Here is a 25,698-nt window from a genome sequence, read left to right on the forward strand (position 1 = left end):
ATGAAGTTTATTTTTTACTACATTTATTTCATGAATGATACAAAATTAATAGATATAGCCTCGGCCTTAGGAATATCGGTTACAACGGTTTCAAAGGCATTAAAAGGATATACAGACATTAGCAAATCGACACGCGCCAAAGTTATCGAAATGGCCGAAACGATGAACTATATGCCTAATTCTGTAGCGGTTAATTTAAGAACCAACGAAACCAAAACCATTGGTGTCATTATCCCCGCAACGGTTCATCACTTTTTTTCGAGCGTTTTAAACGGCATTTTAGAAGAAGCCGAAAAAAGAGGTTATTTGGTTATCATTCTGCAATCAAACGAAAAATATGAAATGGAGAAAAAACAACTTGCTTTATTAATTCAAAAGCGGGTTGATGGCGTTTTAATGTCACTTTCAAACGAAACAGATGATTTCTCTCATATTAATGAAGCGATTCGAAAAAATACACCTGTTGTTTTGTTTGATAAAATTGCCAAAAGAGTAGAATGTTCTAAAGTAGTTATTAATGATGCCAAAGCAGCTTATGATGCTGTTACGTATCTTATTAATAAAGGGTATAAAAAAATCGCTCATTTTAGAGGTTCGTATGTTCCTCAAAATTCTATTGATCGCTTTTTAGGTTATAAACGCGCGCTCGAAGCTCACGGAATTGAATACGATTCGAAATTGGTTTACGTTTGCGATAACAATACTGATTTTGAAGACGGCTATGAAAATGCCCAAAAAATCATGAACGAACATCCGGATATTGATGCCATTTTTGCGATTACAGATTTAGTCGCTATCGGAATCATAAAATATTTTAATGAAGCTGGAATAAAAACACCGGATCAGGTGGCGGTTTTTGGCTTTAGCAACTGGTTTATGAGTACGGTAATTTCTCCTAAATTAACGACAATTGATCAGCCCGGATTTGAAATGGGACACACAGCGGTTTCTATTTTAATTGATGAAATTGCCGACATAAAAGAACACAAACCGGTAACGCATCAAATTATAGAACTTCCCACAAGAATCATTGAAAGAGAATCAACGGTTAAATGATTTTTTAGTTTTAACTTTGCCTCAATTCTTAAAGAGCATCAATGTTTCCAATTCCTGAAAATACCGATTTTTTATTGGCTGATGCCGAAAGAGAAAATTTATATTTAAGTCTGATTGAGCAAATCAATAAAGATTTTAATCTGGCCAATGAAGGAATTGATTTTCCGCTTAGCATTTCTCCCGAAGAATTAAAAATCCAGCTTCACGAAAAAATCTACAGAATGATTCAGTACAAATTTGCTGAATATTTGAATCTACTTTACATTATTGATGTTTCTGAAATCGAAATCAAAAAACTAGATGGATCAGATTTGGTAATTTTAGCTGAACAGGTTGCTTTTTTAATTTTAAAAAGAGAATGGCAGAAGGTTTGGTTTAGAAATCATTACAAGTAAAAAAAGATGCTGAGATGCTAAGGTTCTGAGATTTTTTTGATCACGAAAGTTTTTTCTAAATAGAATTTATATTCCAGTTGTTGTTTATTGCTAACTCTTTAATTTTATTTCTTTCATTATCATCTAACGATTTTAATTTAAGAACTACATCCGTTTTGGTAATTCCTTTTTCACCAAAATTAATTTTTACTATACCATTGTTAAAATTAATTTTATCAGGCTTTTTAACATAAGCAAAAGGAAATTTATTCAGAAAATAATCAATATCACGAGTTAAAATTATCGGAAATGAAAGTTGCTTAAAAAAACTATCTTTCTTAAATCCCAATATTATAATTGCATTTTTTGTCACATATAAATCACAGTGATTAAATAAGAAATTAGTATTCCTTAATCCTATTGTAAAATTAAAAGTTCTAACCTGCTCACAATAGAAATCTACTTCATCTTTAATGTTTTCAATTAAAAACTCATATTGCTGTTCTCGAGTTTTGTTTAAAGATTTCGTGCCAAAAATTAGCAGAAAGAGTAAACTTGAAATCATTATGATTGGAATAAACATATTTATTTTACTTAAAAACTTAGAATCTCAACATCTCAGTCCCGATAGCTATCGGGATAGCAACTTTTAGAAATACACTCTCACAAAAGGCATAAATCCAGATCCATAAAGACTTTTATCTGGATCATATAACACATCATAACGTGCGCCAATTGTCACATTTCCGGTTCTGTAACCTGCTCCAAGATATAAAGCGGTATTCCAATAACTATCAGAAAAAGCAGGTCTGTTGATGTTGGCTTCATATCTTGTATCTACTCTTACTTGTTCTAATTCAGCAGATAATTGAACTTCGGGAATTGGGTTTACAAGCGTAATTAAACTTCCGCCATAAACATACGATTCATAATAGTCCTTTGAGTTTAAGTAACCAAATTGTAAACCAAGACCAAAGGAAACAATTTCGTTAACATTGTAAATTGCGCTTGGCATTACTGATATGTCTGTATAACCGGAACCAATTCCTAAACCGAGTCCGCCTCCAAACTGCACTTTATCCCAGAAATGGTTTTTGTTATCAATAACATACGTTTGCTGCGCATTTGCGTAACATGAGAATAAGACTGTCAAAATCACAAAAAAAGATCTGCAATCGATTGAAAAATGTTTTTTCTTCATAGTTAACGTTTATTTTAACAAATTTTTACGTAAAAGTACGTAAAAAAAAGGTTTAAATAAAGTCGATTGTTGTACTTTTGCCTTTCTATTTAACAAAAAGTATATTCACTAATATTATGGATAGGTTTTCATTTTTAAATGCAGCGCATACCGAGTTCTTTGCACAATTATACGATCAATATTTAGTTAACCCAGACAGCGTTGAGCCAAGCTGGAGAAGTTTTTTTCAAGGTTTTGACTTTGGACAAACGACTTATAATGACGAAAATCCTGTGCAGACGATTGTTGAGTATGTGACTAGCCCAAACACAGATTACAGTCAGGTTTCAGACAAACTGCAAAAAGAATTTAATGTTTTAAAATTAATTGATGGATACCGTACGCGCGGACACTTGTTTACAAAAACAAACCCTGTTCGTGACCGTAGAACTTCTTCTCCTACTTTAGATATTGAGAATTTCGGATTATCAGCAGCTGACCTTTCAACTGTTTTTGATGCTGCGCAGACAATCGGAATCCCGCCTTCTTCATTAGAAGCTATCGTAAATCGTCTTAAAGCTATTTACTGCCAGCATATTGGTATTGAATATATGTACATCAGAAATCCTGGCGTTGTAAAATGGATTCAGGAAAAACTGGCTATCAATGTTAATCAGCCAAATTTCTCTACAGAAGAAAAGAAAACAATCTTAAATAAATTAAACGAAGCTGTTTCTTTCGAGAACTTCCTTCACACTAAATATGTTGGACAAAAACGTTTTTCACTAGAAGGTGGAGAATCTATTATTCCGGCTTTAGATGCTTTGATCGAGCAGGCTGCAGAAAAAGGTGTTGAACAATTCGTAATGGGAATGGCTCACCGTGGTCGTTTGAACGTTTTGGCAAACATCTTTAATAAATCTACTCAGGATATTTTTGGTGAGTTTGACGGTAAAGATTACGATCAGGAATATTTTGATGGTGACGTAAAATACCACTTAGGTCTTACTGCCGACAAAAAAACAAGATCTGGAAAAAGTATCAACATCAATTTAGCACCAAACCCTTCTCACTTAGAAACGGTTGGAGCTGTAATTGAAGGTATTACAAGAGCGAAACAAGATAAATATTTCCCAGAAGATTTCTCTAAAGTATTGCCAATCGCTGTACACGGAGATGCTGCAATTGCAGGTCAGGGTATTTTATATGAAATTATTCAGATGGCGCAGCTTGACGGCTACAAAACTGGAGGAACAATTCATATTGTAATTAACAATCAGGTTGGTTTTACAACTAACTATTTAGACGCTCGTTCATCAACTTATTGTACAGACGTTGCTAAAGTAACTTTATCTCCGGTATTACACGTTAATGCTGATGATGCAGAGGCAGTTGTACACGCAGTATCTTTTGCATTAGATTACAGAATGCAATTTGGACGTGACGTATTTATCGATTTATTAGGATACAGAAAATACGGTCATAATGAAGGTGACGAACCTCGTTTCACGCAGCCGGTTTTATATAAAATCATCGCAAAACATAAAAATCCAAGAGATATTTATGCAGAGAAATTATTGTCAGACGGCGTAATCGATGCATCTTATGTAAATGCTTTAGAAAAAGAATACAAATCTGCTTTAGAGGAAAATTTAGAAGCTTCTCGTAAAAAAGATTTGACAATCATAACTCCATTCATGAAAAACGAATGGGATGGATTTGTTCAGGTAACTGATACACAAATGCTTCAAAAAGTAGATACTACTTTTGACAAAAAAGGATTAGATTCTATCATCAATACAATCTCAACTTTACCAGCTGATAAAAAATTCATCAGTAAAATAACTAAAATTGTTACGGACAGAAAAACTGGATATGACAACAACACTGTTGATTGGGGAACTGCTGAAGCATTAGCTTACGGTTCGCTTTTAACAGAAGGATTTGATGTTCGTATTTCTGGTCAGGATGTTGAAAGAGGAACTTTCTCTCACCGTCACGCTGTAGTAAAAGTGGAAGATTCTGAAGAAGAAGTAATTCTATTAGACGGAATCGAAAACAAAAAAGGAAAATTCGGTGTATTCAATTCACTTTTATCTGAATACGGAGTTCTTGGTTTTGATTACGGATATGCATTAGCAAATCCAAAAGCGTTAACAATTTGGGAAGCACAATTTGGAGATTTCTCTAACGGAGCTCAAATTATGATTGACCAATATATTTCATGTGGTGAAGACAAATGGAACAACCAAAACGGTATTGTTTTATTATTGCCTCACGGATATGAAGGACAAGGTGCAGAACACTCTTCTGCAAGAATGGAGCGTTACTTACAACTTTGTGCAAGACAAAACATGTATGTTGCCGATTGTACAACGCCAGCCAACTTCTTCCACTTGTTAAGAAGACAAATGAAAACTAATTTCCGTAAACCTTTAATAGTTTTCTCTCCAAAAAGTTTATTACGTGATCCAAGATGCGTATCTACAGTTGAAGAATTAGCGACAGGAAGTTTCCAGGAAACAATTGATGACAATACAGTAGATAAAAAGAAAGTAAAAACATTAGTTTTTGTTACTGGTAAATTCTACTATGACATCGTTGCAGAAAGAGAAAACAACGGAAGAAATGATGTTGCAGTTGTTCGTATTGAGCAATTATTCCCTTTACCAGTTGAGCAATTAAAAGCAATTATCGCACAATATCCAAACGCTGATGATTATGTTTGGGCTCAGGAAGAACCTAAAAACATGGGAGCTTACAGCTTTATGTTGATGAACTTTGATCTTGTAAAATGGAGATTGGCTTCATTAAAAGCATATGCTGCTCCGGCATCTGGAAGTTACACACGTGCAAAACGTCGTCACGCAGATGCAATTAGAATGGTATTCGATAAAAATTTATTCAGATAAAAAGAAAATGTTTCAAGTTTCAGTCCCGATAGCTATCGGGATTGAAACCATAAAAACCTTAAACAAAAACAAAGATGATTTTAGAAATGAAAGTCCCATCACCAGGGGAATCAATAAAAGAAGTTGAAATTGCAACTTGGTTAGTAAAAGACGGAGATTATGTAGAAAAAGATCAGGCTATTGCTGAAGTTGATTCAGATAAAGCTACTCTTGAATTACCTGCTGAAATGAGCGGTGTTATTACACTAAAAGCTGAAGAAGGTGATACAGTAGCTGTAGGCGCTGTAGTTTGTTTAATTGATACTGATGCAGCAAAACCTGCAGGCGGCGCTCCGGCAGCAGAAGCACCTAAAGCTGAGGCTCCAAAGGCTGAAGCTCCAAAAGCAGAAGTAAAAGCTGAGGCTCCAAAAACAGCTCCGGTTCAAGCTCCGGCAGCAACAAGTTACGCAGCTGGAACTCCATCTCCTGCAGCAAGAAAAATATTAGACGAAAAAAATATTGCTCCGGCTACAGTTTCTGGAACTGGTAAAGGCGGAAGAATTACTAAAGATGATGCTGTAAATGCAGTACCTTCTATGGGAACTCCAACTGGTGGAAGCCGTGGAACTGAGCGTACAAAATTATCTATGTTACGTCGTAAAGTAGCAGAAAGACTAGTTTCGGCTAAAAACGAAACAGCTATGCTTACTACTTTCAACGAAGTAAACATGACGCCAATTAACCAAATTCGTAATGAATACAAAGATGCTTTCAAAACTAAACATGGTGGTTTAGGTTTAGGTTTCATGTCATTCTTTACAAAAGCAGTTACAAGAGCTTTACAATTGTACCCAGATGTTAACTCAATGATGGATGGTGATTACAAAATTGCTTACGATTTTGCTGATATCTCAATCGCAGTTTCTGGACCAAAAGGATTAATGGTTCCTGTTGTTCGTAATGCAGAATTATTAACTTTCCGTGGAATTGAAGCTGAAATCAAAAGATTAGCCTTAAGAGCTCGTGATGGTCAAATTACTGTTGATGATATGACAGGTGGAACTTTCACAATTACAAATGGTGGTGTTTTTGGAAGTATGTTATCTACTCCAATTATCAACCCTCCTCAATCAGGAATTTTAGGAATGCACAACATTATTGAGCGTCCAATTGCTGTAAACGGAAAGGTTGAAATTCACCCAATGATGTATGTTGCACTTTCTTACGACCACAGAATCATCGACGGACGTGAGTCTGTTGGTTTCTTAGTTGCTGTGAAAGAAGCTTTAGAAAACCCATTAGAATTATTGATGAATGGCGATGCTAAACGTGCTTTAGAATTGTAATCAGAATAATTTTTCAATTATACACAGAACCTGTTCATTCATTTGAACAGGTTTTTTTATTTATAGTATCGAATTAAATCATTTTATTTTTAAAATTTAATTTAGAATAAATAAAAATAGCTTGGATTGTTGGCATTCATGACTTAGATTTGCAGAATCAAAAACAATTTAAAATTATCATCTCATAAACTGGACGATAATTTAATTCAATCTGTAAAATCATGATAACAATAGCAAGCCTTATCGTTTTTTTAGCTTTTTATACCCTTTACTACACTTCAAAAAGAGCCGCATTATCATATGATTTTGGTTTTGAAAAATGGATGCGGAAAAATCCAAAACAAACTAAAATTACTGGTTTAACACTTCTTGTAGCTGCTTATGCCATCTGGCTTTTTACGCAGTCTTTAGGAAGCGGAACTTTAATGTTTTTTATTCAGCTAATGGCAATTGGGAGTTTAATTATCATTCTTAGACCATTAAAAAAAGTAAATAGCAAAGCACTTTTAACCATCTTAATTCTTGTTGCTTTATTAGAACTTTATTACAATTAAACTTTTTTTGACCAATGCCAGCAAATTCAAAATATTTAACTCCAGCTTTTTGGCCTCGTTTTGCCAAAATTACCGCAGCAATTTTAGGCGGTTACTTTGTTTCTGTCACTTTCCATTTAGCATTAGCTTCCTGGTTTAATCGTCCGGAAGTTTTAATGACAATGGCTTTTAGCGGATTTATACTTTGGGTTGTTTTGATGGTTTTGGCATTCCTATCCAAAAGCGGATTGAAAATTTGGGGAATTTACCTTCTTCTTACTTTAGTTTTTTCTGCTCTTATTTACCTTGGTCAAACTTATAATCCCGTTGCGTAATCCTTATGAATAATCGCCATTATAATATTTATTTTCATACACATACCGTTAGCGGAATTGTAATTAGTGTTGTACTTTTTGTGATCTTTTTTGCAGGGTCTTTTTCTTTTTTTAGAGATGAAATTATCAATTGGGAAAGAAGCGAATCTACCGCCATTACAAAAGAAATTGAATTAGATTACAATAAAGCTTTAAAAAATCTTGATAAAGAATACGTTTTACACGGAAGAAATATAACCATATCTAAACCTTCTACAGAAAACAGAGTTGCCGTTTATATGGAAGGTACCAAAGATACTTTGGCTTCAGCCAAACAAAAAGAAGGAACATTCTTTTATCTGGACAACAAAAAATTCAAATCCTACACTTACGAAGAATCTTATTCTTTAGGGGAATTTTTATATCGTTTGCATTTTCTGGCGCAGATTCCGTATCCGGTTGGCTATTATCTTTCAGGATTTACGGCTTTGTTTTTCTTATTTGCCATTGTAACCGGACTTTTATTGCATTGGAAAAAAATCGTTTCTAACTTTTATGTTTTCCGTCCAAAGGAAAAATTAAAAACATTGTGGACAGATGCGCACACAGCATTAGGAATGATTGGACTTCCGTTTCAGTTTGTTTATGCTGTAACCGGAGCATTTTTCATGATTAAACTTTTAATCGTTGCGCCCGCTGTGATGGCTTTGTATAAAGGTGACGAAAACAAATTATATAAAGAATTAGAATACAACGATCCTGATTTTAAATTTGACAATAAAAAATTAGCGACGCCTTTTAATATCAATCAGTTAGTTTCTAAAGCAAAAAGTAATTGGTCTGATTTTGAAATTACCCGAGTTTTTATTCAAAATTATGGCGATGCCAACATGCACGTTTTAGTTGAAGGTGAATTATTGAGTGACAAAAAATTTACCGGAATTGGAAAAGTAGTATATCGCATTGCTGACAGAAAAGAAGTCGCCCGCAAAAACCCGATTACTCAAAATGGCTATATTGATGTTGTAAAAAATGTTTTATATAGAATTCACTTTGGTGATTACGGCGGATATGCTCTAAAAATTGTCAGTTTCATTTTGGGAATTATAACGTGTTTTGTCATCATTTCCGGCGTTATGATTTGGTTGGTAGCAAGACAAAAGAATAATTTACCTGAAAAGAAAAGACGTTTCAACGCTGCCGTTGTGCGCATTTATCTGGCCATTTGTTTGAGTATGTATCCTATTACGGCTTTGGCTTTTATTGGTTCAAAAATATTTTATCCGCTAAGCCAGTCCAGCTTATTCAGTTTATATTTTGGTGGATGGCTTATATTAACCGTATTCTTCATCATTAAAAAGAATGATGATTTTACGAATAAGTTCTGTTTAATTTCAGGAAGTATTCTAGGATTTTTAATTCCAATAACAAACGGAATTGTTTCCGGAGATTGGTTTTGGACTTCGTTTATGGAACACAAAATTCAGATTTTCTTTATTGATGTTTTCTGGATTGCTTTGGCTTCTATAACACTTTATACGGCGTATCACTTAAAGCCTAAAAAAGAAGTTGTTGCAGAAACAAAAGTCTAAAATTTTTCCGCCACGAATTTCACGAATTTGCACGAATTAAATTTGTGGAAATTTGTGAAATTCGTGGCTAACTTTTTTTACTTTTTGAGCAATAGCTTAAAATTAGCATAAATTATTTGCCCTCTATTGATTTTGCGTCTACTTTTACGCTTTTAATCAAAAAATGGGATTCAAAACGCAAATACGTTTTCTACATAAATGGCTCGGATTAATTTCCGGGCTTATTGTTTTTATAGTCTGTATTACGGGCTGTATATTCTGTTTTCACGACGAAATAAAAGACATTACCCGAAAAGAATGGCGTTTGGTTGAACCTCAAAACAAACCCTTTTTAATGCCTTCGGTTTTACAGGAAAAGGCAAAAGAAATTCTTCCGAAGAACAAACAATCAATGGTTTCTTATTATGGAAAAAACCGTTCGGCAATTGTTTTCACTTATTCTGATACCGAAAATTTATATCTCTATTTTAATCCATACACAGGAGAATATCTAAAAACTGAAAATCCCAAAACCGATTTTTTCATCATTGTCGAATATATTCACTTGTATTTGCTTCTGCCGGATTATATCGGAAAACATATTATTGGCGTTTCGACCCTAATTTTTATTATTTTACTGATTTCGGGAATTATTCAATGGTGGCCAAAACGAAGAAGCGATGTTAAAAGAAGTTTCACCGTAAAATGGTCCGCAAGATGGCGTCGTGTAAATTATGACTGGCATAATACTTCAGGATTTTACATTGCACTAATTGCACTTATTCTTGCCATAACCGGATTAACTTTTACCTACGAATGGGTTGGCGATGGAATTTACAAAACATTCAATTTTGGCGGAGACAAAGCTGCAGAAACAAAAGCGCCAGTAATCGACACAACAAAATTCGATTCTAATTCTATAACAGCTGTCGATCGGGCTTTTATTGAAACCATGAAATTGCAGCCAAAAGCCGAAATGCTTTTTGTTATATATCCACAGCAAAAAGGCGATATCATCAACACCGGAGCATACCCTCATGCCTTACGATACGATCATCAAAGCAATTATTATTTTCATCCGCAAGACGGAAAATTAATTCAAAGTGACCCGTATCAATCAAAAAGTTTAGGTCTGCAGGTTGTCGAAATGAATTACGGAATTCACACGGGACAAATTTTAGATTTACTCGGAAAAATTATTGCTTTTACAGTAAGCTTAATAGCTTCGGCTTTACCTGTAACCGGTTTTATAATTTGGTTTGGAAGAAGAAAAAAATCTAAAAAACGGGCATAAAAAAGCTGTATCAAAAGTCGAACCAGCCCTTTTACTATAATTATTTGTTGATCTCCTAATTATCATTCCATAGGAATGTTTCGTAGGTAGAAAAAAAAGGCCAACACCATTTGCGTTCCGTAGGAACGTTTGATAGGTCAGATTATTAAAAATGTATAAATAAAACATTCCTACGGAACGTAATCCATTATAATAATATAATTTTCTACCAATGAAATGTTCCTACAGAACAAGGAAACATGTAAAAATAACAAAGAGGCTATCTCAAAAGTTGAGACAGCCTCTTTGTTATAAATCGTCGAAACTAATTAGTTTCTGTTTGCTAAAGCATTTTTCTGTAAGTTTTTAACTGAAGCTACTTTATTGTCAACATAAGCAACTTCGCTTAAATTGTTGTTGTCATTAAAATAAATCCATTTTCCAGTTTTAACTCCGTCTGTGTATTCTCCAATGGCTTTTTTATTTCCTCTTTCATCATATGATACCCAAACACCATCTAATTTACCATCCTTAAAGAAACCTTCTTGCTGTACTCTGCCATTATCATAATAATAAGTAGCTTTTACTTTGCTTCCAACAGCTTCTAATTCAGGATTCACTTCTTGTGCAGCTAATATTCCAGAGAACAACAACGCTGCTAAAATTACACTCTTTTTCATATCTTTAGGTATTAATGTTAAGAAATCATTACCAAATATAATCAAATGTTTACATTAAAAAAACTTTTACTTAACAATTTGGTAACATTGAATAAAAACTTAACATTGGAAATTTCCCAGAAACAAAAAAACCAACGCTGAGGCATTGGTTTTGCTGGTGTTTTAGCAAAAAACTAAAACTACGATAACGTTATAAATTTAGTGCATAAATTAGTTCAATAATGAGTCTAACTGCTTTTCAAGGTCTGGAGAAGAGGGTCTTGATGCATTTGCATCGACAACATTACCTTTTGGGTCAATTAAAATGAATCTTGGAATTCCGGTTACATTATAACTTGTTACAAACTCCGATTTCCATTCATTATCAGAAAATAACTGAATCCCTCCAAGTTGTTTATCGGTTACAAACTTTTGCCATTTATCATGATCTTTTGGCGTGTCTATAGAAATACTTACGAACTCAATATTTTTTCCATGATATTTTTCTTCCACTTTTTGCAAATAAGGAATTTCTCCTCTACAAGGTCCGCACCAAGTTGCCCAAAGATCAATATAAACATATTTACCTTTTAAATCAGAAAGTTTGGTTTTACCGCCTTTATGGTTTTCATAATCAAAACCTGGAGAAGGTCTGTTGTTCATTTTTGCAATATCCTGAGCTTCCTTACGATATTGAGAGATTTCTGCAATTGCGTTAGCTCCATTTTCTGTTTCAATTTTTACAAATTCTGGATCTAGATTTTTATCTTTTAAACGAGCAGCATCGCCGGCTTTTTTTGCATCGACCAACTTATTAAAAGCAGCATCGTCCAGAGAAGCAACACTATTGTCATAAAGTTTTTCATCGGCTAAAATACGCTGCGCTAAAATGTTGTTTTCGGCACTTCCTTTACCAGTGTAAACAATAGATTCATCAAATTGTTTGGCATCCATTTTCAGTTTTATATCGTAACCGTTTTTTAGAAACAATTCTGTCGATTCTACACCATCATATAATCGGCTTCTGCCTCCATCAACAGACAGAGTATCTTTAAAAATACCATTCTTATCAACATAAATGGTTTTGATTACTCTGCCTTCATTAATAATCTTTATAATGTCAGTATTTCTGTTGGCGATATTTGCTTCAAAAGTTACATACTTTTTAGATTGTGCGCTGATATTCAAAGCACTGAAAAGCACTAAACCGGCAATAAGAAGTTTCTTCATAGTATTAAAGTTTGTTTTTAGTACATCAAATCTAAAGAAATTACAAGTTCAAAATTTCAGAATTAACAAAATATTTTAAATTAATAATCATCTAGTTGCACACTTTGTTATATTAATTTGAATTTTGTGTTTACTTTTGCAGTCTAAAATTGAGATTATGTATAGAAGTCATAATTGCGGCGAACTAAACGCTTCAAATATTAATACCGAAGTTACACTTGCGGGCTGGGTTCAAAAATCACGTGATAAAGGATTTATGAACTGGGTCGATTTACGCGACCGTTATGGAATTACACAGCTTATTTTCGACGAAAGTCGTACCGATAAAACTGTTTTTGAATTAGCCAAAACTCTTGGTCGTGAATTTGTAATTCAGGTAAAAGGAACTGTTATTGAGCGTGAAGCTAAAAACAAAAACATTCCGACTGGTGAAATCGAAATTTTAGTTTCTGAATTAACGATTTTAAATGCTGCTTTAACGCCTCCTTTCACAATTGAAGATGAAACTGACGGTGGTGAAGATATCAGAATGAAATACCGTTATTTAGATATTCGTAGAAATCCGGTAAAAAACAGCTTATTGTTCCGTCATAAAGTAGCAATGGAAGTTCGTAAATATCTATCTGATTTAGATTTCTGCGAAGTTGAAACTCCTTATTTAATTAAATCAACCCCGGAAGGAGCAAGAGATTTCGTTGTACCAAGCCGTATGAACGAAGGACAGTTTTATGCATTGCCACAATCTCCGCAGACTTTCAAACAATTATTGATGGTAGGTGGAATGGATAAATATTTCCAAATTGTGAAATGTTTCCGTGATGAAGATTTACGTGCAGACCGTCAGCCTGAGTTTACACAAATTGACTGCGAAATGGCATTTGTCGAGCAAGAAGACATTTTGAATGTTTTTGAAGGTTTGACAAGACATTTATTAAAAGAAATTAAAGGTATAGAAGTAGAGAAATTCCCAAGAATTACCTACGACTATGCTATGAAAACATACGGAAATGACAAACCGGACATTCGTTTCGGGATGAAATTTGGTGAATTAAACGAATTTGCACAGCATAAAGAATTCCCTGTTTTCAATTCAGCTGAATTAGTGGTGGGAATTGCAGTTCCGGGAGCAGGAAATTATACCCGTAAAGAAATTGACGGATTAATTGACTGGGTAAAACGTCCGCAAGTTGGAGCGTCTGGAATGGTTTATGTAAAATGCAATGAAGATGGAACTTTCAAATCATCTGTAGATAAATTCTACGATAATGATGATTTAGCAAACTGGGCAAAAGCTACAGAAGCAAATCCTGGAGACATGATTTTTGTACTTTCCGGACCTGCTAACAAAACACGTGCGCAGCTTTCTGCACTTCGTATGGAATTAGCAACTCGTTTAGGATTGCGTAATCCTGAAGAATTTGCTCCATTATGGGTTGTTGATTTCCCATTATTGGAACTTGACGAAGAAAGCGGTCGTTACCACGCAATGCACCACCCGTTTACTTCTCCAAAACCAGAAGATATGACTATGCTGGAAACAGAACCTGGAAAAGTTCGTGCCAATGCTTACGATATGGTTTTAAACGGAAACGAAATTGGCGGTGGATCAATTCGTATTCATGATAAAGCAACACAGCAGTTAATGTTCAAGTATTTAGGATTTACTGAAGAAGAAGCAAAAGCACAGTTTGGTTTCTTAATGGATGCTTTTCAATTTGGAGCGCCTCCTCACGGTGGTTTAGCTTTTGGTCTGGATAGATTGGTTGCCATTTTAGGCGGTCAGGAAACAATTAGAGATTTTATCGCTTTTCCTAAAAATAATTCAGGACGCGATGTTATGATCGATGCTCCATCAACAATTGATGAATCGCAATTAAAAGAATTACACATTAAAATTGATTCTATATAATTAATAGAAATTTAAATATTTAAAAACAGCTGAAAATTCAGCTGTTTTTTTATGCAATTAAGTCACAAAAAATAATGGGCTGATTTACACTTATTCAAATATTAAATTCCTACAAGTTCATCTTTTTGATATTCTTACAATTAACGATTCTCAAATTATGGTATTTCATATATAATTTGATGCAATAAACTACGTAAAAACACTGGAAATCAATAATTTTTACAAAAAATTAACAGGTAGATGTCTTTTGTATGAATTTATATATTACATTTGCTTTATTATAAATTATTATTACAATTACAATGCGTACAGGTACAGTAAAATTTTTCAATGAATCTAAAGGTTATGGATTCATTACAGACGAAGAAACAGGAAAGGACATCTTCGTTCACGCTTCAGGAATTAACGCGGAAGAATTACGCGAAGGAGACCGTGTAAGCTATGAAGAAGAAGAAGGAAGAAAAGGGAAAGTTGCTGCTAAAGTAGCAGTAATCTAAGAAAAATATAGCAATTTATTTTTTTTGCCTCTGAATGGTTTTAAAAACGTTTCGATTTATTTCGAGACGTTTTTTTTTGTCCATTTCTTAAAAAAATATTAAAAAAAGCACGTGTTATTTATAATCAATAAAAATTACATATAAACGCGCTTTCATGATGTACTTATATCTCCCTTTAGTTTGTGATTTACATAGTTGAAAGTTATCTTTGTGGCTTATTCTTTAAGTAAAAAAGCTAAGCTTATGCAATCTGATCAATACAGTTACATTCCTATCTTAATGCAGTTCATTCTGGCTGTTGGTTTTGTGGTAGGAACAATCATTATTTCTGGAAAATTAGGCCCAAAAAGAACCTCTGAAGTAAAAGATAAAAACTTCGAGTGCGGTATCGAATCTGTTGGTAATGCCCGTATTCCTTTTTCTGTAAAATATTTTCTGGTAGCAATTTTGTTCGTATTGTTTGACGTAGAGGTAATTTTCCTTTATCCGTGGGCAGTAAACTTTAAAGATCTTGGTATAGAAGGAATGCTTAAAATGGTCGTTTTTATGGCTTTACTTTTAGTTGGTTTTTTCTACATCATCAAAAAGAGAGCTTTAGACTGGGAATAAATGTGATTTTAGATTTTAGATTTCTGATTTTAGATTATGTCTCGAATTAAAATTTAAAATTTAAACTCCTTTGAATTAATATACTGATTTAAAAAAATTGATTTTACTTTTTACGATTTCAACAAATCTAAAATCTAAAATCAGAAATCTAAAATAAAATGAGCGATTCAAATGTAAATATGGTTGCGCCACCGGAAGGGGTTGTAGGAGAAGGTTTCTTCGCTACAAAACTAAATGACGTTGTTGGTTTGGCACGCGCGAATTCTCTTTGGCCTTTACCATTCGCAACATCTTGCTGCGGAATTGAGTTTATGGCAACAATGGCTTCACATTACGATTTAGCACGATTTGGCTCTGAGCGTGTGAGTTTTTCTCCTCGTCAGGCAGATATGTTATTAGTAATGGGAACTATTTCTAAAAAAATGGCTCCAATTTTAAGACAAGTTTACGAACAAATGTCTGAGCCTCGCTGGGTAATTGCTGTTGGAGCTTGCGCTTCATCAGGAGGTATTTTCGATACTTACTCAGTTTTACAAGGAATTGATAAAGTAATCCCGGTTGACGTTTACGTTCCTGGATGCCCGCCAAGACCAGAGCAGATTGTTGACGGTGTAATGAGATTACAAGAATTGGTAAAAAGCGAATCTGTTAGACGCAGAAGTTCACCAGAATACCAAGAATTATTAGCTTCATATAATATCTCATAAGATGGCTTTAGAAAATACCCTGATTCAAGATAAACTTACAGAAACATTTAATAACGATGTTTTTAACTTTCAGCAAGAAAGAGATATTTTTTCTTTAGAAGCTTCAGCTGATAAAATTACAGCGTTGATTTTATTCCTTAAAAACGATTCTGAACTACGTTTTCACTTTTTAACAGATTTATGCGGGGTTCATTACCCGGACAACGATTCAGAACGTCAGTTTGCTATCGTATATCATTTGCACAACTGGTACGAAAACAAACGTCTTAGAATTAAAGTTTATCTGAATGGCGAAAAACCAGAAATAAAAACTGTTTCAAATATCTTTTTAAGTTCAAACTGGATGGAAAGAGAAACATACGATTTCTACGGAATCAATTTTATTGGCCATCCGCAATTGAAACGTATTTTGAATATGGATGAAATGGTGTCTTTCCCAATGAGAAAAGAATTCCCAATGGAAGACAGCGGAAGAACTGATAAAGACGACAGATTCTTTGGAAGAACAACAACAAATTGCTAAAAAATAAATAATTCAACATTATAAAATGTCAGAACTATTATTACCACCAGAGCATCGTTATGCTAAAATAATTAAGGAGAAACTAAACGAAGACGGAAGCGAGCTTTCAGTACTAAATTTAGGTCCTACCCACCCTGCGACTCACGGTATTTTTCAAAATATCCTATTAATGGATGGTGAAAGAATTCTGGAAGCCGAACCAACTATTGGTTACATCCACAGAGCTTTCGAAAAAATTGCCGAAAATCGTCCGTTTTACCAAATTACTCCTCTTACAGACCGTATGAACTATTGCTCCTCTCCTATTAATAATATGGGATGGTGGATGACACTAGAAAAACTATTAGGTGTTGAAGTTCCAAAAAGAGCACAATACTTAAGGGTTATTGTAATGGAGCTGGCTCGTATTACAGACCATTTAATCTGTAACTCGATTCTTGGGGTTGATACTGGTGCGTATACTGGTTTCTTATACGTTTTTCAATTTAGAGAAAAAATCTACGAAATCTACGAAGAAATTTGTGGAGCTCGTTTGACTACAAATATGGGAAGAATTGGTGGTTTTGAAAGAGATTGGTCTCCAGAAGCTTTCAAAAAACTAGATAAATTCCTTGAAGAATTTCCAGTAGCCTGGAAAGAATTCGAAAACTTATTCGAAAGAAACAGAATTTTCCTTGACAGAACTGTAAACGTAGGTGCAATCTCTGCTGAACAAGCAATGGCTTACGGATTTACAGGTCCAAACTTACGTGCTGCCGGAGTTGATTACGATGTTCGTGTGGCTCAGCCTTACTCATCTTACGAAGATTTTGATTTTATTGTTCCTGTTGGAAAATCAGGTGATACATACGATCGTTTCTGTGTTCGTAATGCTGAAGTTTGGGAAAGTTTAAGCATTATTCGTCAGGCTTTGGAAAAAATGCCAGAAGGAAACGAATACCATGCTCAGGTTCCTGATTATTATCTTCCTCCAAAAGAAGATGTATATAATTCGATGGAATCCTTAATCTATCACTTTAAAATCGTAATGGGAGAAGTTCCTGTTCCGGTTGCCGAAATTTACCATCCTGTTGAAGGAGGAAACGGAGAGATAGGTTTTTATTTAGTTACAGACGGAAGCAGAACTCCATATAGATTACATTTCAGAAGACCTTGTTTTATTTACTACCAGGCATATCCTGAAATGATTAAAGGTGCGTTACTTTCTGATGCAATTGTTATCCTTTCGAGTTTAAACGTAATTGCAGGAGAATTAGACGCCTAAAAAGATTGCAGATTTTAGAATTTAGATTGCAGATTGGAAGATCTAAAATTTAAAATCAGAAATCTAAAATTTAAAAAGAATGCCGATTATAGATCCAGATTGAAAAATCTAAAATCTAAAATCTAAAATCCAAAATAAAAAATGGAACGTAAACATTACAAACAAGAAATAAATATGACTGAGGCATTGATCGCTCGTATCAATGAATTGATTAGTCATTATCCGGAAGGCAAACAAAAATCGGCTTTACTGCCTGTTTTGCACGAAGTGCAGGACGCGCATAACAACTGGCTTAGCATTGAATTGCAGGACAAGGTTGCCGAAATTCTTCAGATAAAACCAATTGAGGTTTATGAAGTGGTTACTTTTTATACCATGTTCAACCAAAAACCAATTGGAAAATACATGTTTGAATTTTGCCAGACGTCTTGTTGTTGTTTAAGCGGTGCCGAAAATTTAATGGATTATACTTCTGAAAAATTAGGCATTAAAATGGGTGAAACAACCGCTGACGGAATGTTTACCATTGCTGGTGTAGAATGTTTAGGTGCATGCGGATACGCTCCGATGATGCAGTTAGGTGATTTCTACAAAGAGAAATTGACAGAAGAAAAAATCGATCAGTTAATCGCTGATTGTAAAGATGATAAAATAATATTACACGATAAATAAGATGTCACAAAAAATATTATTAGATAAAATCAATATTCCTGGAATTAAAACCTACGAAGTATATCGCCAAAATGGTGGTTACGCTTCTGTAGAAAAAGCTTTAAAAACACTTACACCGGATGAAGTTACTGAAGAAGTAAAAAAGTCAGGTCTTCGTGGTCGTGGTGGTGCGGGTTTCCCTGCCGGAATGAAATGGAGCTTTATTGATAAAAAATCAGGAAAACCAAGACATTTAGTTTGTAACGCCGACGAATCAGAGCCGGGAACGTTCAAAGATCGTTATTTGATGGAATTTATTCCTCATTTATTGATCGAAGGAATGATTACTTCTAGTTACGCTTTAGGCGCTAACCTTTCGTATATCTACATTCGTGGAGAATATATGTGGGTTTTCAAAATTTTAGAAAGAGCAATCGCCGAAGCTAAGGCTGCCGGATGGTTAGGAAAAAATATATTAGGTACGGGTTATGATTTAGAGTTACACGTTCACTGTGGAGCCGGAGCTTATATCTGTGGAGAAGAAACTGCACTTATTGAGTCTTTGGAAGGTAAAAGAGGAAATCCTCGTATTAAACCGCCATTCCCTGCAGTTTCAGGACTTTGGGCAAACCCAACAGTGGTAAATAACGTTGAAACTATTGCAACGGTGCCGTGGATTGTAAACAATTCTGGTGACGATTATGCTAAAATTGGAATTGGCCGTTCTACAGGAACTAAATTAATTTCTGCTTCCGGACACATCAAAAATCCTGGAGTTTACGAAATTGAATTAGGTTTAAGCGTTGACGAATTCATGAATTCTGATGAATATTTAGGAGGAATGTCTTCAAGTCGTCCTTTAAAAGCATTTGTGCCGGGAGGTTCATCTGTGCCAATTTTACCAGCCGAATTGATTTTCAAAACAGCAAATGGTGAAGATCGTTTAATGACTTACGAATCTTTAAGTGATGGTGGTTTTGCTACCGGATCGATGTTAGGTTCTGGAGGATTTATTGTTTACAACGATACTGCTTGTGTCGTAAGAAACACTTGGAACTTTGCACGTTTTTACCACCACGAATCTTGCGGTCAATGTACACCTTGCCGTGAAGGAACAGGATGGTTAGAAAAAATCTTATGGAGAATTGAAAACGGTCAAGGCCGTGAAGAAGATATCGAATTGCTTTGGAGTATTCAAAGTAAAATTGAAGGAAACACAATTTGTCCGCTTGGTGACGCCGCTTCTTGGCCAGTAGCAGCAGCGATTCGTCACTTTAGAGATGAATTTGAATATCACGTTCGTTTCCCTGAAAAAATCAAAAATAGAGATCACTTTGTTGCTGAACCTTTTTCACAAGTGAAGCATTTAGTAGGCGGTAAAGTAATCGTATAAAAATAAAAAGCAGAAAGTTATAAAGTTCATAATATTAAAAAGGACAGCAATTCTTTAAAATATTCCGACTTTCAACAAAAAAGTTTAAAATAGTTTCAAGTTTCAAGTTTTTTTGGTTTCAAGTGAAAACCTGAAACGTGAAACCTGAAACTAAAAAAACAAAAGTAAGAGATGAAAGTAACCATAGACGGTCAAAGTATAGACGTAGAGCCAGGAACAACGATCCTGCAGGCTGCACGTATGATTGGTGGAGATTTGGTTCCGCCAGCCATGTGCTATTACTCAAAATTAAAAGGCAGCGGCGGAAAATGTCGTTGTTGTTTAGTTGAAGTTTCTAAAGGTAGTGAAGCGGATCCAAGACCAATGCCAAAATTAATGGCATCTTGTGTAACAGGATGTATGGACGGAATGGAAGTAAACAGTAAATCTTCTGCCAGAGTTACCGAAGCGCGTAAATCTGTAACAGAATTTTTATTGATCAACCACCCATTAGACTGTCCTATTTGTGATCAGGCTGGTGAATGTGATCTTCAAAATTTAAGTTTTGAGCACGGAAACCCAAAATCACGTTTTATTGAAGAAAAAAGAACGTTTGAACCAGAAGATATTGGTCCAAATATTCAACTGCATATGAACCGTTGTATTTTATGCCAAAGATGTGTACAAGTTGCAGATCAATTGACAGACAACAGAGTTCACGGAGTATTAGATCGTGGTGACCACGCTAATATTTCTACCGGAATTTCTAAAGCAATCGACAATGAGTTTTCTGGAAACATGATTGACGTTTGTCCGGTTGGAGCTTTAACAGACAAAACTTTCCGTTTTAAATCAAGAGTTTGGTTTAATAAACCTTATAACGCACACAGAGAATGTACTACTCCTGGATGCTGCGGTAAAACTACAGTTTGGATGTTTGGTGGAGAAATTCAACGTGTAACTGGTCGTAAAGATGAGTACCATGAAGTAGAAGAATTCATTTGCAACAGCTGTCGTTTTGATCACAAAGATGTAAATGACTGGGTTATTGAAGGACCTAGAGAATTTGAAAAAGATTCTGTTATCAATCAAAATAACTACACTCAAAAATTAGAGAAAGTTGAAATCGATACTGAAAAGAATATTCTTTTAGGCCGCGATATCGACCGTAAAAAAATTAGTATGGCTGCAATTCCATTAACTACTAATGAAAAAAATTCTTAAGAAATGGAAAGTGCATTTATTATAGAAAAAAGTGTTGTTATTGTTGTCGTTTTTGCGGTGACAATGATTATGGCAATGTATTCTACCTGGGCAGAACGTAAAGTTGCTGCTTTTCTTCAGGATCGTGTTGGGCCAAACCGTGCAGGTTGGGGAGGTTTATTACAGCCGCTTGCCGATGGTATGAAATTATTCTCTAAAGAAGAATTTTTCCCAAACACACCAAACAGATTTTTATTCGTTGTAGGTCCGGCAATTGCCATGAGTACAGCTTTGATGACAAGTGCTGTAATTCCTTGGGGGGACAGACTTCATCTTTTTGGAAGAGACATTATTCTTCAGGCAACTGATGTAAATATTGCTTTATTATACATTTTTGGAGTTCTTTCTGTTGGAGTTTACGGCATCATGATTGGTGGATGGGCTTCTAACAATAAATTCTCATTAATGGGAGCTGTTCGTGCAGCTTCTCAAATGGTTTCTTATGAAGTTGCTATGGGATTATCAATGATTGCATTGTTGATGATGACCGGAACAATGAGTTTAAAAGAGATTTCATTACAACAGCAAGGAATGAACTGGAATGTTTTTTATCAGCCAGTTTCATTTTTAATCTTCTTAATTTGTTCATTTGCAGAAACTAACAGAACTCCGTTCGATTTAGCAGAATGTGAAAACGAATTAATTGGAGGTTATCATACAGAATATTCATCAATGAAAATGGGATTCTATTTGTTTGCTGAATATGCAAGTATGTTTATCTCTGCTACTATTATTTCTGTCTTATTCTTTGGAGGTTATAACTATCCTGGAATGCAGTGGATGGTAGAAAATGTTGGAGTAAACACTGCTAATCTTTTAGGAATTGCTGTATTATTTGTAAAAATATGTTTCTTCATATTCTTTTACATGTGGGTACGCTGGACAATTCCAAGATTTAGATACGACCAATTAATGAACTTAGGCTGGAGAATTTTGATTCCACTTTCGATTATTAATATTATGATTACGGGCGCTGTTATTTTAAGACACGATATCGCAGCCGCTTTAGGATTCTAAGAACCGTAATGCCCTAGCCCTGATAGAAGCGGCATCCTTTAATTTTTTTCTTTAGAAAAATTAAAGATACAGCGGATAGCAGGATTAGCTTCAAATAAAAATAAAATAGATTTTGAATTTGACTGAACTCAAATTGTAAATCATAAATCATAGATTAAAAAATGTCAATAGAAACTATATCATTATCGGGTAGAAAAAAAGTGGTCTCTAATAAAGAGATGACTTTTATTGAACGATTGTATCTTGTGGCGATTGTAAAAGGTTTGGCGATTACGCTTAAACACCTTTTTAGAAAAAAAATTACGATTCATTATCCGGAGCAAGTTCGTGAAATGAGCCCGGTTTATCGCGGTCAGCACATGTTGAAACGTGATGAGCAAGGTCGTGAAAATTGTACTGCCTGCGGATTATGTGCTTTATCGTGCCCTGCAGAAGCGATTACAATGAAAGCTGCTGAACGTAAACCAGACGAGAAACATTTATACAGAGAAGAAAAATATGCTTCGATTTATGAAATAAATATGCTTCGTTGTATTTTCTGTGGTTTATGTGAAGAGGCTTGTCCAAAAGATGCTATCTATTTGACAACTTCTAAGGTTTTAGTTCCTGCAAGTTATGAAAGAGAAGATTTCATCTTTGGAAAAGACAAATTAGTGATGCCTTTAGAAATGGCTATTAAAAATTCACAACTTAATAACGCTAACTAATGATACATATTCCTGATTTCGCAAACGCAACTCCTGTAGGTGTTATATTTTGTATTTTAGCGTTTATTACAGTAATAACTGCCTTTTTAACCATTTTTAGCCGAAACCCAATTCACTCTGCTATTTATTTAGTGATTTGTTTTTTCTCTATTGCCGGTCATTATTTATTATTGAACTCTCAATTTTTAGCTGTTGTACATATAATAGTCTACTCTGGAGCGATTATGATTTTGTTCCTGTTTACGATTATGTTGATGAACCTTAACGAACAAAAAGATGTGCACCGACCAAGGATTACACGTTTAGGAGCGATTGTTTCTTTCTGTTTAATTGTTATTGTTTTAATTGCAATTTTCATCAATTCTAAACCAATTGTTGGAGATTATGATTCAACCGGAGAAGATTTCCAATCTATTAAAGTATTGGGTAAAATATTGTTGAACGAATATATGGTACCTTTTGAATTTGCTTCGATTTTACTTTTGGTTGCGATGATTGGAACTGTATTATTGTCTAAAAAAGAAAAATTAAATAAATAATGGGTAATATATTAAATCAAATAGGTATTGAAAATTACATCTTTTTAAGTGTTGTACTTTTTTGTATTGGTGTTTTTGGTGTATTGTACAGACGAAATTCAATTATCGTTTTCATGTCTATCGAGATCATGCTAAATGCAGTAAACCTTTTATTTGTGGCTTTTTCAACTTACCATCAGGATGCGCAAGGACAAGTTTTTGTATTCTTTTCGATGGCGGTTGCTGCTGCTGAAGTTGCGGTAGGATTGGCGATTTTAGTTTCTATTTTCAGAAACATCGGTTCAATTAGTATCGATAATTTAAAAAATTTAAAAGGATAAAATAGAAATGGATACCAATTTAGCTTTAGTTTTAGTTTTAGCTCCTTTTTTAGGATTTTTAATCAATGTTTTCTTTGGAAAAAGCTTGGGGAAAACAGTTTCGGGAATCATCGGAACTGCTGCCGTGGCTGTTTCTTTTATAGTTACTCTAGTTCTTTTTAATCAAATAACTTCAACCGGAAAAGGAATTGAAGTTACTTTATTTGACTGGATTCAAATTAGTAATCTAAAAATCAATCTTGGATTTTTATTAGATCAGTTATCTGTTCTGTGGTTATTATTCGTAACCGGAATTGGATCTTTGATTCATTTATACTCTATCAGTTACATGCATGATGATGAAAATATGCACAAGTTTTTTGCGTATTTAAATCTGTTCGTATTCTTTATGATTACGCTTGTAATTGGAAGCAACTTATTAGTTTTATTTATCGGTTGGGAAGGTGTTGGACTTTGCTCTTATTTATTGATCGGATTCTGGCATAAAAACCAGGATTATAACGATGCTGCAAAAAAGGCTTTCATCATGAACAGAATTGGAGATTTAGGTCTTTTAATTGGTATGTTCATTATTGGTTCAATGTTCTCAACTTTAGATTATGCCACTTTAAAAACTGCAATCGCAGGAGCAACAAATTTAAATTTACCATTACTTTCTTTAGCAGCTTTATGTTTGTTTATTGGGGCTTGTGGTAAATCTGCTCAAATTCCGTTGTACACTTGGTTACCAGATGCGATGGCGGGACCAACTCCTGTTTCTGCATTAATCCACGCTGCTACGATGGTAACAGCTGGTATTTTTATGGTAACGAGATTGAACTTTGTTTTTGATTTAGCGCCAGACGTTCAAACTGTAATAGCAATTATTGGAGCGATAACTTCATTAGTAGCTGCTACAATTGGTTTAGTACAAACTGATATTAAAAAAGTATTAGCTTATTCTACAGTTTCTCAATTAGGATTAATGTTCTTGGCATTAGGATTTGGGGCTTATGAAGTAGCAGTTTTCCACGTAATCACACACGCTTTCTTTAAAGCTTGTTTATTCTTAGGATCTGGTTCTGTAATTCACGGTTTACACGGTGAGCAGGATATGCGTAAAATGGGAGGATTGCGTAAAGCAATGCCAATCACTTTCTGGACAATGTTGGTTTCTTCATTGGCTATTTCTGGAGTTCCGTTTTTCTCAGGTTTCTTCTCAAAAGATGAAATTTTATTGACTGCTTTCCACCACAGTATTCCATTATATGTTGTTGGATCTATTGCTTCAATTATGACGGCTTTCTATATGTTCAGATTGATGTTCTTAACTTTCTTTAAAGATTTTAGAGGAACTGAAGAACAAAAACATCATTTACATGAAAGTGACGGTTTAATTACTTTCCCTTTAATGATTTTAGCTCTTTTAGCAACTTTTGGAGGATTAATTAGTTTACCTGGAAACAGCTGGTTAAATGAATATTTAGCACCTCTTTTCACAAAAGTGGCTGGCGAAGAACATCATTTGGGCGCAACAGAATATACTTTAATGGGAGTTGCTGTTTTAGGCGGATTGTTAGGAATTTTAATTGCTTATATCAAATACTTCAAACAAGACAATGTTCCTGAAGCTGACGAAAATATTACAGGCTTAACAAAAGTGTTGTATAACAAATATTATGTAGATGAAGCTTACGATGCGATTTTCGTTCGCTCAGTAAATGCATTATCAAGATTCTTTAGAGACTATATTGAAACGGGATTATCGGCAGTTGTTTTTGGATTAGGAAAAGCAGCAAACGAATTGGCGTTTCAGGGTAAAAAACTACAGACAGGAAGTATTGGATTATATCTTTTTGCTTTCGTTTTAGGTCTTTGCGCGATTGTTTCTTATATATTTTTAGCTCAATAATT

At 34.4% G+C, this 25,698-nt stretch carries 26 protein-coding genes; 22 read left to right on the forward strand and 4 right to left on the reverse strand.

Features of this window, described 5'->3' with window-relative positions; translation table 11 throughout:
- Window positions 1-30 precede the first annotated feature (30 nt).
- Together ACODSB_RS06465 and ACODSB_RS06470 are read left to right on the forward strand one after the other, a co-directional pair.
- Complete coding sequence (locus ACODSB_RS06465; RefSeq protein ID WP_291151119.1) at window positions 31-1,056, forward strand: LacI family DNA-binding transcriptional regulator; 1,026 nt, start codon at window positions 31-33, stop codon at window positions 1,054-1,056.
- Window positions 1,057-1,097: 41 nt separating this feature from the next.
- A complete protein-coding gene (locus ACODSB_RS06470) occupies window positions 1,098-1,451 on the forward strand; it encodes a hypothetical protein (RefSeq protein WP_053471534.1) in 354 nt (117 codons plus the stop codon).
- 55 nt (window positions 1,452-1,506) lie between these two features.
- Here the strand turns inward: ACODSB_RS06470 and ACODSB_RS06475 are convergent, their stop codons facing one another.
- Window positions 1,507-1,995 (reverse strand): hypothetical protein, encoded by a 489-nt coding sequence (locus ACODSB_RS06475; protein WP_488936431.1) that lies wholly within the window; start codon window positions 1,993-1,995, stop codon window positions 1,507-1,509.
- An 84-nt stretch (window positions 1,996-2,079) separates the two neighbouring features.
- Entirely contained in the window at window positions 2,080-2,631 is a 552-nt protein-coding gene (locus tag ACODSB_RS06480) for a hypothetical protein (protein ID WP_180857163.1), read from the reverse strand.
- Between the two features lie 116 nt (window positions 2,632-2,747).
- Here ACODSB_RS06480 and ACODSB_RS06485 point away from each other — a divergent pair, with 116 nt between their 5' ends.
- From ACODSB_RS06485 to ACODSB_RS06510, 6 genes are all read left to right on the forward strand, one after another.
- Entirely contained in the window at window positions 2,748-5,522 is a 2,775-nt protein-coding gene (locus ACODSB_RS06485; protein WP_488936432.1) for a 2-oxoglutarate dehydrogenase E1 component, read from the forward strand.
- A gap of 74 nt (window positions 5,523-5,596) precedes the next feature.
- On the forward strand, window positions 5,597-6,847 hold the full coding sequence (gene odhB, locus ACODSB_RS06490; RefSeq protein WP_488936433.1) for a 2-oxoglutarate dehydrogenase complex dihydrolipoyllysine-residue succinyltransferase: 1,251 nt from the start codon (window positions 5,597-5,599) through the stop codon (window positions 6,845-6,847).
- A gap of 221 nt (window positions 6,848-7,068) precedes the next feature.
- Window positions 7,069-7,401 carry a hypothetical protein gene (locus ACODSB_RS06495; protein ID WP_488936434.1) on the forward strand — a complete coding sequence of 111 codons (333 nt, stop codon included), beginning with the start codon at window positions 7,069-7,071 and terminating at the stop codon, window positions 7,399-7,401.
- Window positions 7,402-7,415: 14 nt separating this feature from the next.
- Window positions 7,416-7,715 (forward strand): hypothetical protein, encoded by a 300-nt coding sequence (locus ACODSB_RS06500; RefSeq protein WP_488936435.1) that lies wholly within the window; start codon window positions 7,416-7,418, stop codon window positions 7,713-7,715.
- 5 nt (window positions 7,716-7,720) lie between these two features.
- Window positions 7,721-9,286 (forward strand): PepSY-associated TM helix domain-containing protein, encoded by a 1,566-nt coding sequence (locus tag ACODSB_RS06505; protein ID WP_488936436.1) that lies wholly within the window; start codon window positions 7,721-7,723, stop codon window positions 9,284-9,286.
- 163 nt (window positions 9,287-9,449) lie between these two features.
- Window positions 9,450-10,559: a PepSY-associated TM helix domain-containing protein gene (locus tag ACODSB_RS06510; protein WP_488936437.1), complete on the forward strand. Its 1,110-nt coding sequence runs from the start codon at window positions 9,450-9,452 to the stop codon at window positions 10,557-10,559.
- A gap of 308 nt (window positions 10,560-10,867) precedes the next feature.
- Here the strand turns inward: ACODSB_RS06510 and ACODSB_RS06515 are convergent, their stop codons facing one another.
- Window positions 10,868-11,218 carry a toxin-antitoxin system YwqK family antitoxin gene (locus ACODSB_RS06515; protein ID WP_488936438.1) on the reverse strand — a complete coding sequence of 117 codons (351 nt, stop codon included), beginning with the start codon at window positions 11,216-11,218 and terminating at the stop codon, window positions 10,868-10,870.
- 210 nt (window positions 11,219-11,428) lie between these two features.
- A complete protein-coding gene (locus ACODSB_RS06520; protein WP_488936439.1) occupies window positions 11,429-12,427 on the reverse strand; it encodes a TlpA family protein disulfide reductase in 999 nt (332 codons plus the stop codon).
- A 157-nt stretch (window positions 12,428-12,584) separates the two neighbouring features.
- Here ACODSB_RS06520 and aspS point away from each other — a divergent pair, with 157 nt between their 5' ends.
- The 14 genes from aspS to nuoL all read left to right on the forward strand — a co-directional run bounded on the left by aspS (window position 12,585) and on the right by nuoL (window position 25,696).
- Window positions 12,585-14,336 carry an aspartate--tRNA ligase gene (gene aspS / locus ACODSB_RS06525; protein ID WP_488936440.1) on the forward strand — a complete coding sequence of 584 codons (1,752 nt, stop codon included), beginning with the start codon at window positions 12,585-12,587 and terminating at the stop codon, window positions 14,334-14,336.
- 302 nt (window positions 14,337-14,638) lie between these two features.
- Window positions 14,639-14,833, forward strand: a complete 195-nt coding sequence (locus tag ACODSB_RS06530) for a cold-shock protein (protein WP_007137066.1) — start codon at window positions 14,639-14,641, stop codon at window positions 14,831-14,833.
- Between the two features lie 243 nt (window positions 14,834-15,076).
- Window positions 15,077-15,442 (forward strand): NADH-quinone oxidoreductase subunit A, encoded by a 366-nt coding sequence (locus ACODSB_RS06535; RefSeq protein WP_053471573.1) that lies wholly within the window; start codon window positions 15,077-15,079, stop codon window positions 15,440-15,442.
- A gap of 158 nt (window positions 15,443-15,600) precedes the next feature.
- Window positions 15,601-16,149: an NADH-quinone oxidoreductase subunit B gene (locus tag ACODSB_RS06540; protein WP_053471545.1), complete on the forward strand. Its 549-nt coding sequence runs from the start codon at window positions 15,601-15,603 to the stop codon at window positions 16,147-16,149.
- 1 nt (window position 16,150) lies between these two features.
- Window positions 16,151-16,672: an NADH-quinone oxidoreductase subunit C gene (locus tag ACODSB_RS06545; RefSeq protein ID WP_053471546.1), complete on the forward strand. Its 522-nt coding sequence runs from the start codon at window positions 16,151-16,153 to the stop codon at window positions 16,670-16,672.
- 25 nt (window positions 16,673-16,697) lie between these two features.
- Complete coding sequence (locus ACODSB_RS06550) at window positions 16,698-17,936, forward strand: NADH-quinone oxidoreductase subunit D (RefSeq protein WP_053471547.1); 1,239 nt, start codon at window positions 16,698-16,700, stop codon at window positions 17,934-17,936.
- A 141-nt stretch (window positions 17,937-18,077) separates the two neighbouring features.
- Window positions 18,078-18,608, forward strand: a complete 531-nt coding sequence (locus ACODSB_RS06555; RefSeq protein ID WP_035646225.1) for a complex I 24 kDa subunit family protein — start codon at window positions 18,078-18,080, stop codon at window positions 18,606-18,608.
- A 1-nt stretch (window position 18,609) separates the two neighbouring features.
- Window positions 18,610-19,980 carry an NADH-quinone oxidoreductase subunit NuoF gene (gene nuoF, locus ACODSB_RS06560; protein ID WP_072955480.1) on the forward strand — a complete coding sequence of 457 codons (1,371 nt, stop codon included), beginning with the start codon at window positions 18,610-18,612 and terminating at the stop codon, window positions 19,978-19,980.
- A 171-nt stretch (window positions 19,981-20,151) separates the two neighbouring features.
- The gene (locus tag ACODSB_RS06565) at window positions 20,152-21,183 is read left to right on the forward strand and encodes an NADH-quinone oxidoreductase subunit G (protein ID WP_053471549.1); all 1,032 of its coding nucleotides are present in this window, start codon (window positions 20,152-20,154) and stop codon (window positions 21,181-21,183) included.
- 3 nt (window positions 21,184-21,186) lie between these two features.
- The gene (gene nuoH / locus ACODSB_RS06570) at window positions 21,187-22,239 is read left to right on the forward strand and encodes an NADH-quinone oxidoreductase subunit NuoH (protein WP_073483760.1); all 1,053 of its coding nucleotides are present in this window, start codon (window positions 21,187-21,189) and stop codon (window positions 22,237-22,239) included.
- Between the two features lie 161 nt (window positions 22,240-22,400).
- Window positions 22,401-22,946: a NuoI/complex I 23 kDa subunit family protein gene (locus ACODSB_RS06575; RefSeq protein WP_053471551.1), complete on the forward strand. Its 546-nt coding sequence runs from the start codon at window positions 22,401-22,403 to the stop codon at window positions 22,944-22,946.
- The gene (locus tag ACODSB_RS06580) at window positions 22,946-23,485 is read left to right on the forward strand and encodes an NADH-quinone oxidoreductase subunit J family protein (RefSeq protein WP_053471552.1); all 540 of its coding nucleotides are present in this window, start codon (window positions 22,946-22,948) and stop codon (window positions 23,483-23,485) included. The genes ACODSB_RS06575 and ACODSB_RS06580 overlap by 1 nt, the downstream gene beginning before the upstream one ends.
- Window positions 23,485-23,805: an NADH-quinone oxidoreductase subunit NuoK gene (nuoK, locus tag ACODSB_RS06585; RefSeq protein WP_012023318.1), complete on the forward strand. Its 321-nt coding sequence runs from the start codon at window positions 23,485-23,487 to the stop codon at window positions 23,803-23,805. Before ACODSB_RS06580 ends, nuoK begins: the two co-directional genes overlap by 1 nt.
- Before the next feature lie 7 nt (window positions 23,806-23,812).
- Window positions 23,813-25,696 carry an NADH-quinone oxidoreductase subunit L gene (gene nuoL / locus ACODSB_RS06590; RefSeq protein WP_488936441.1) on the forward strand — a complete coding sequence of 628 codons (1,884 nt, stop codon included), beginning with the start codon at window positions 23,813-23,815 and terminating at the stop codon, window positions 25,694-25,696.
- Window positions 25,697-25,698 lie beyond the last annotated feature (2 nt).

This window comes from Flavobacterium sp. FG68, assembly GCF_057808895.1.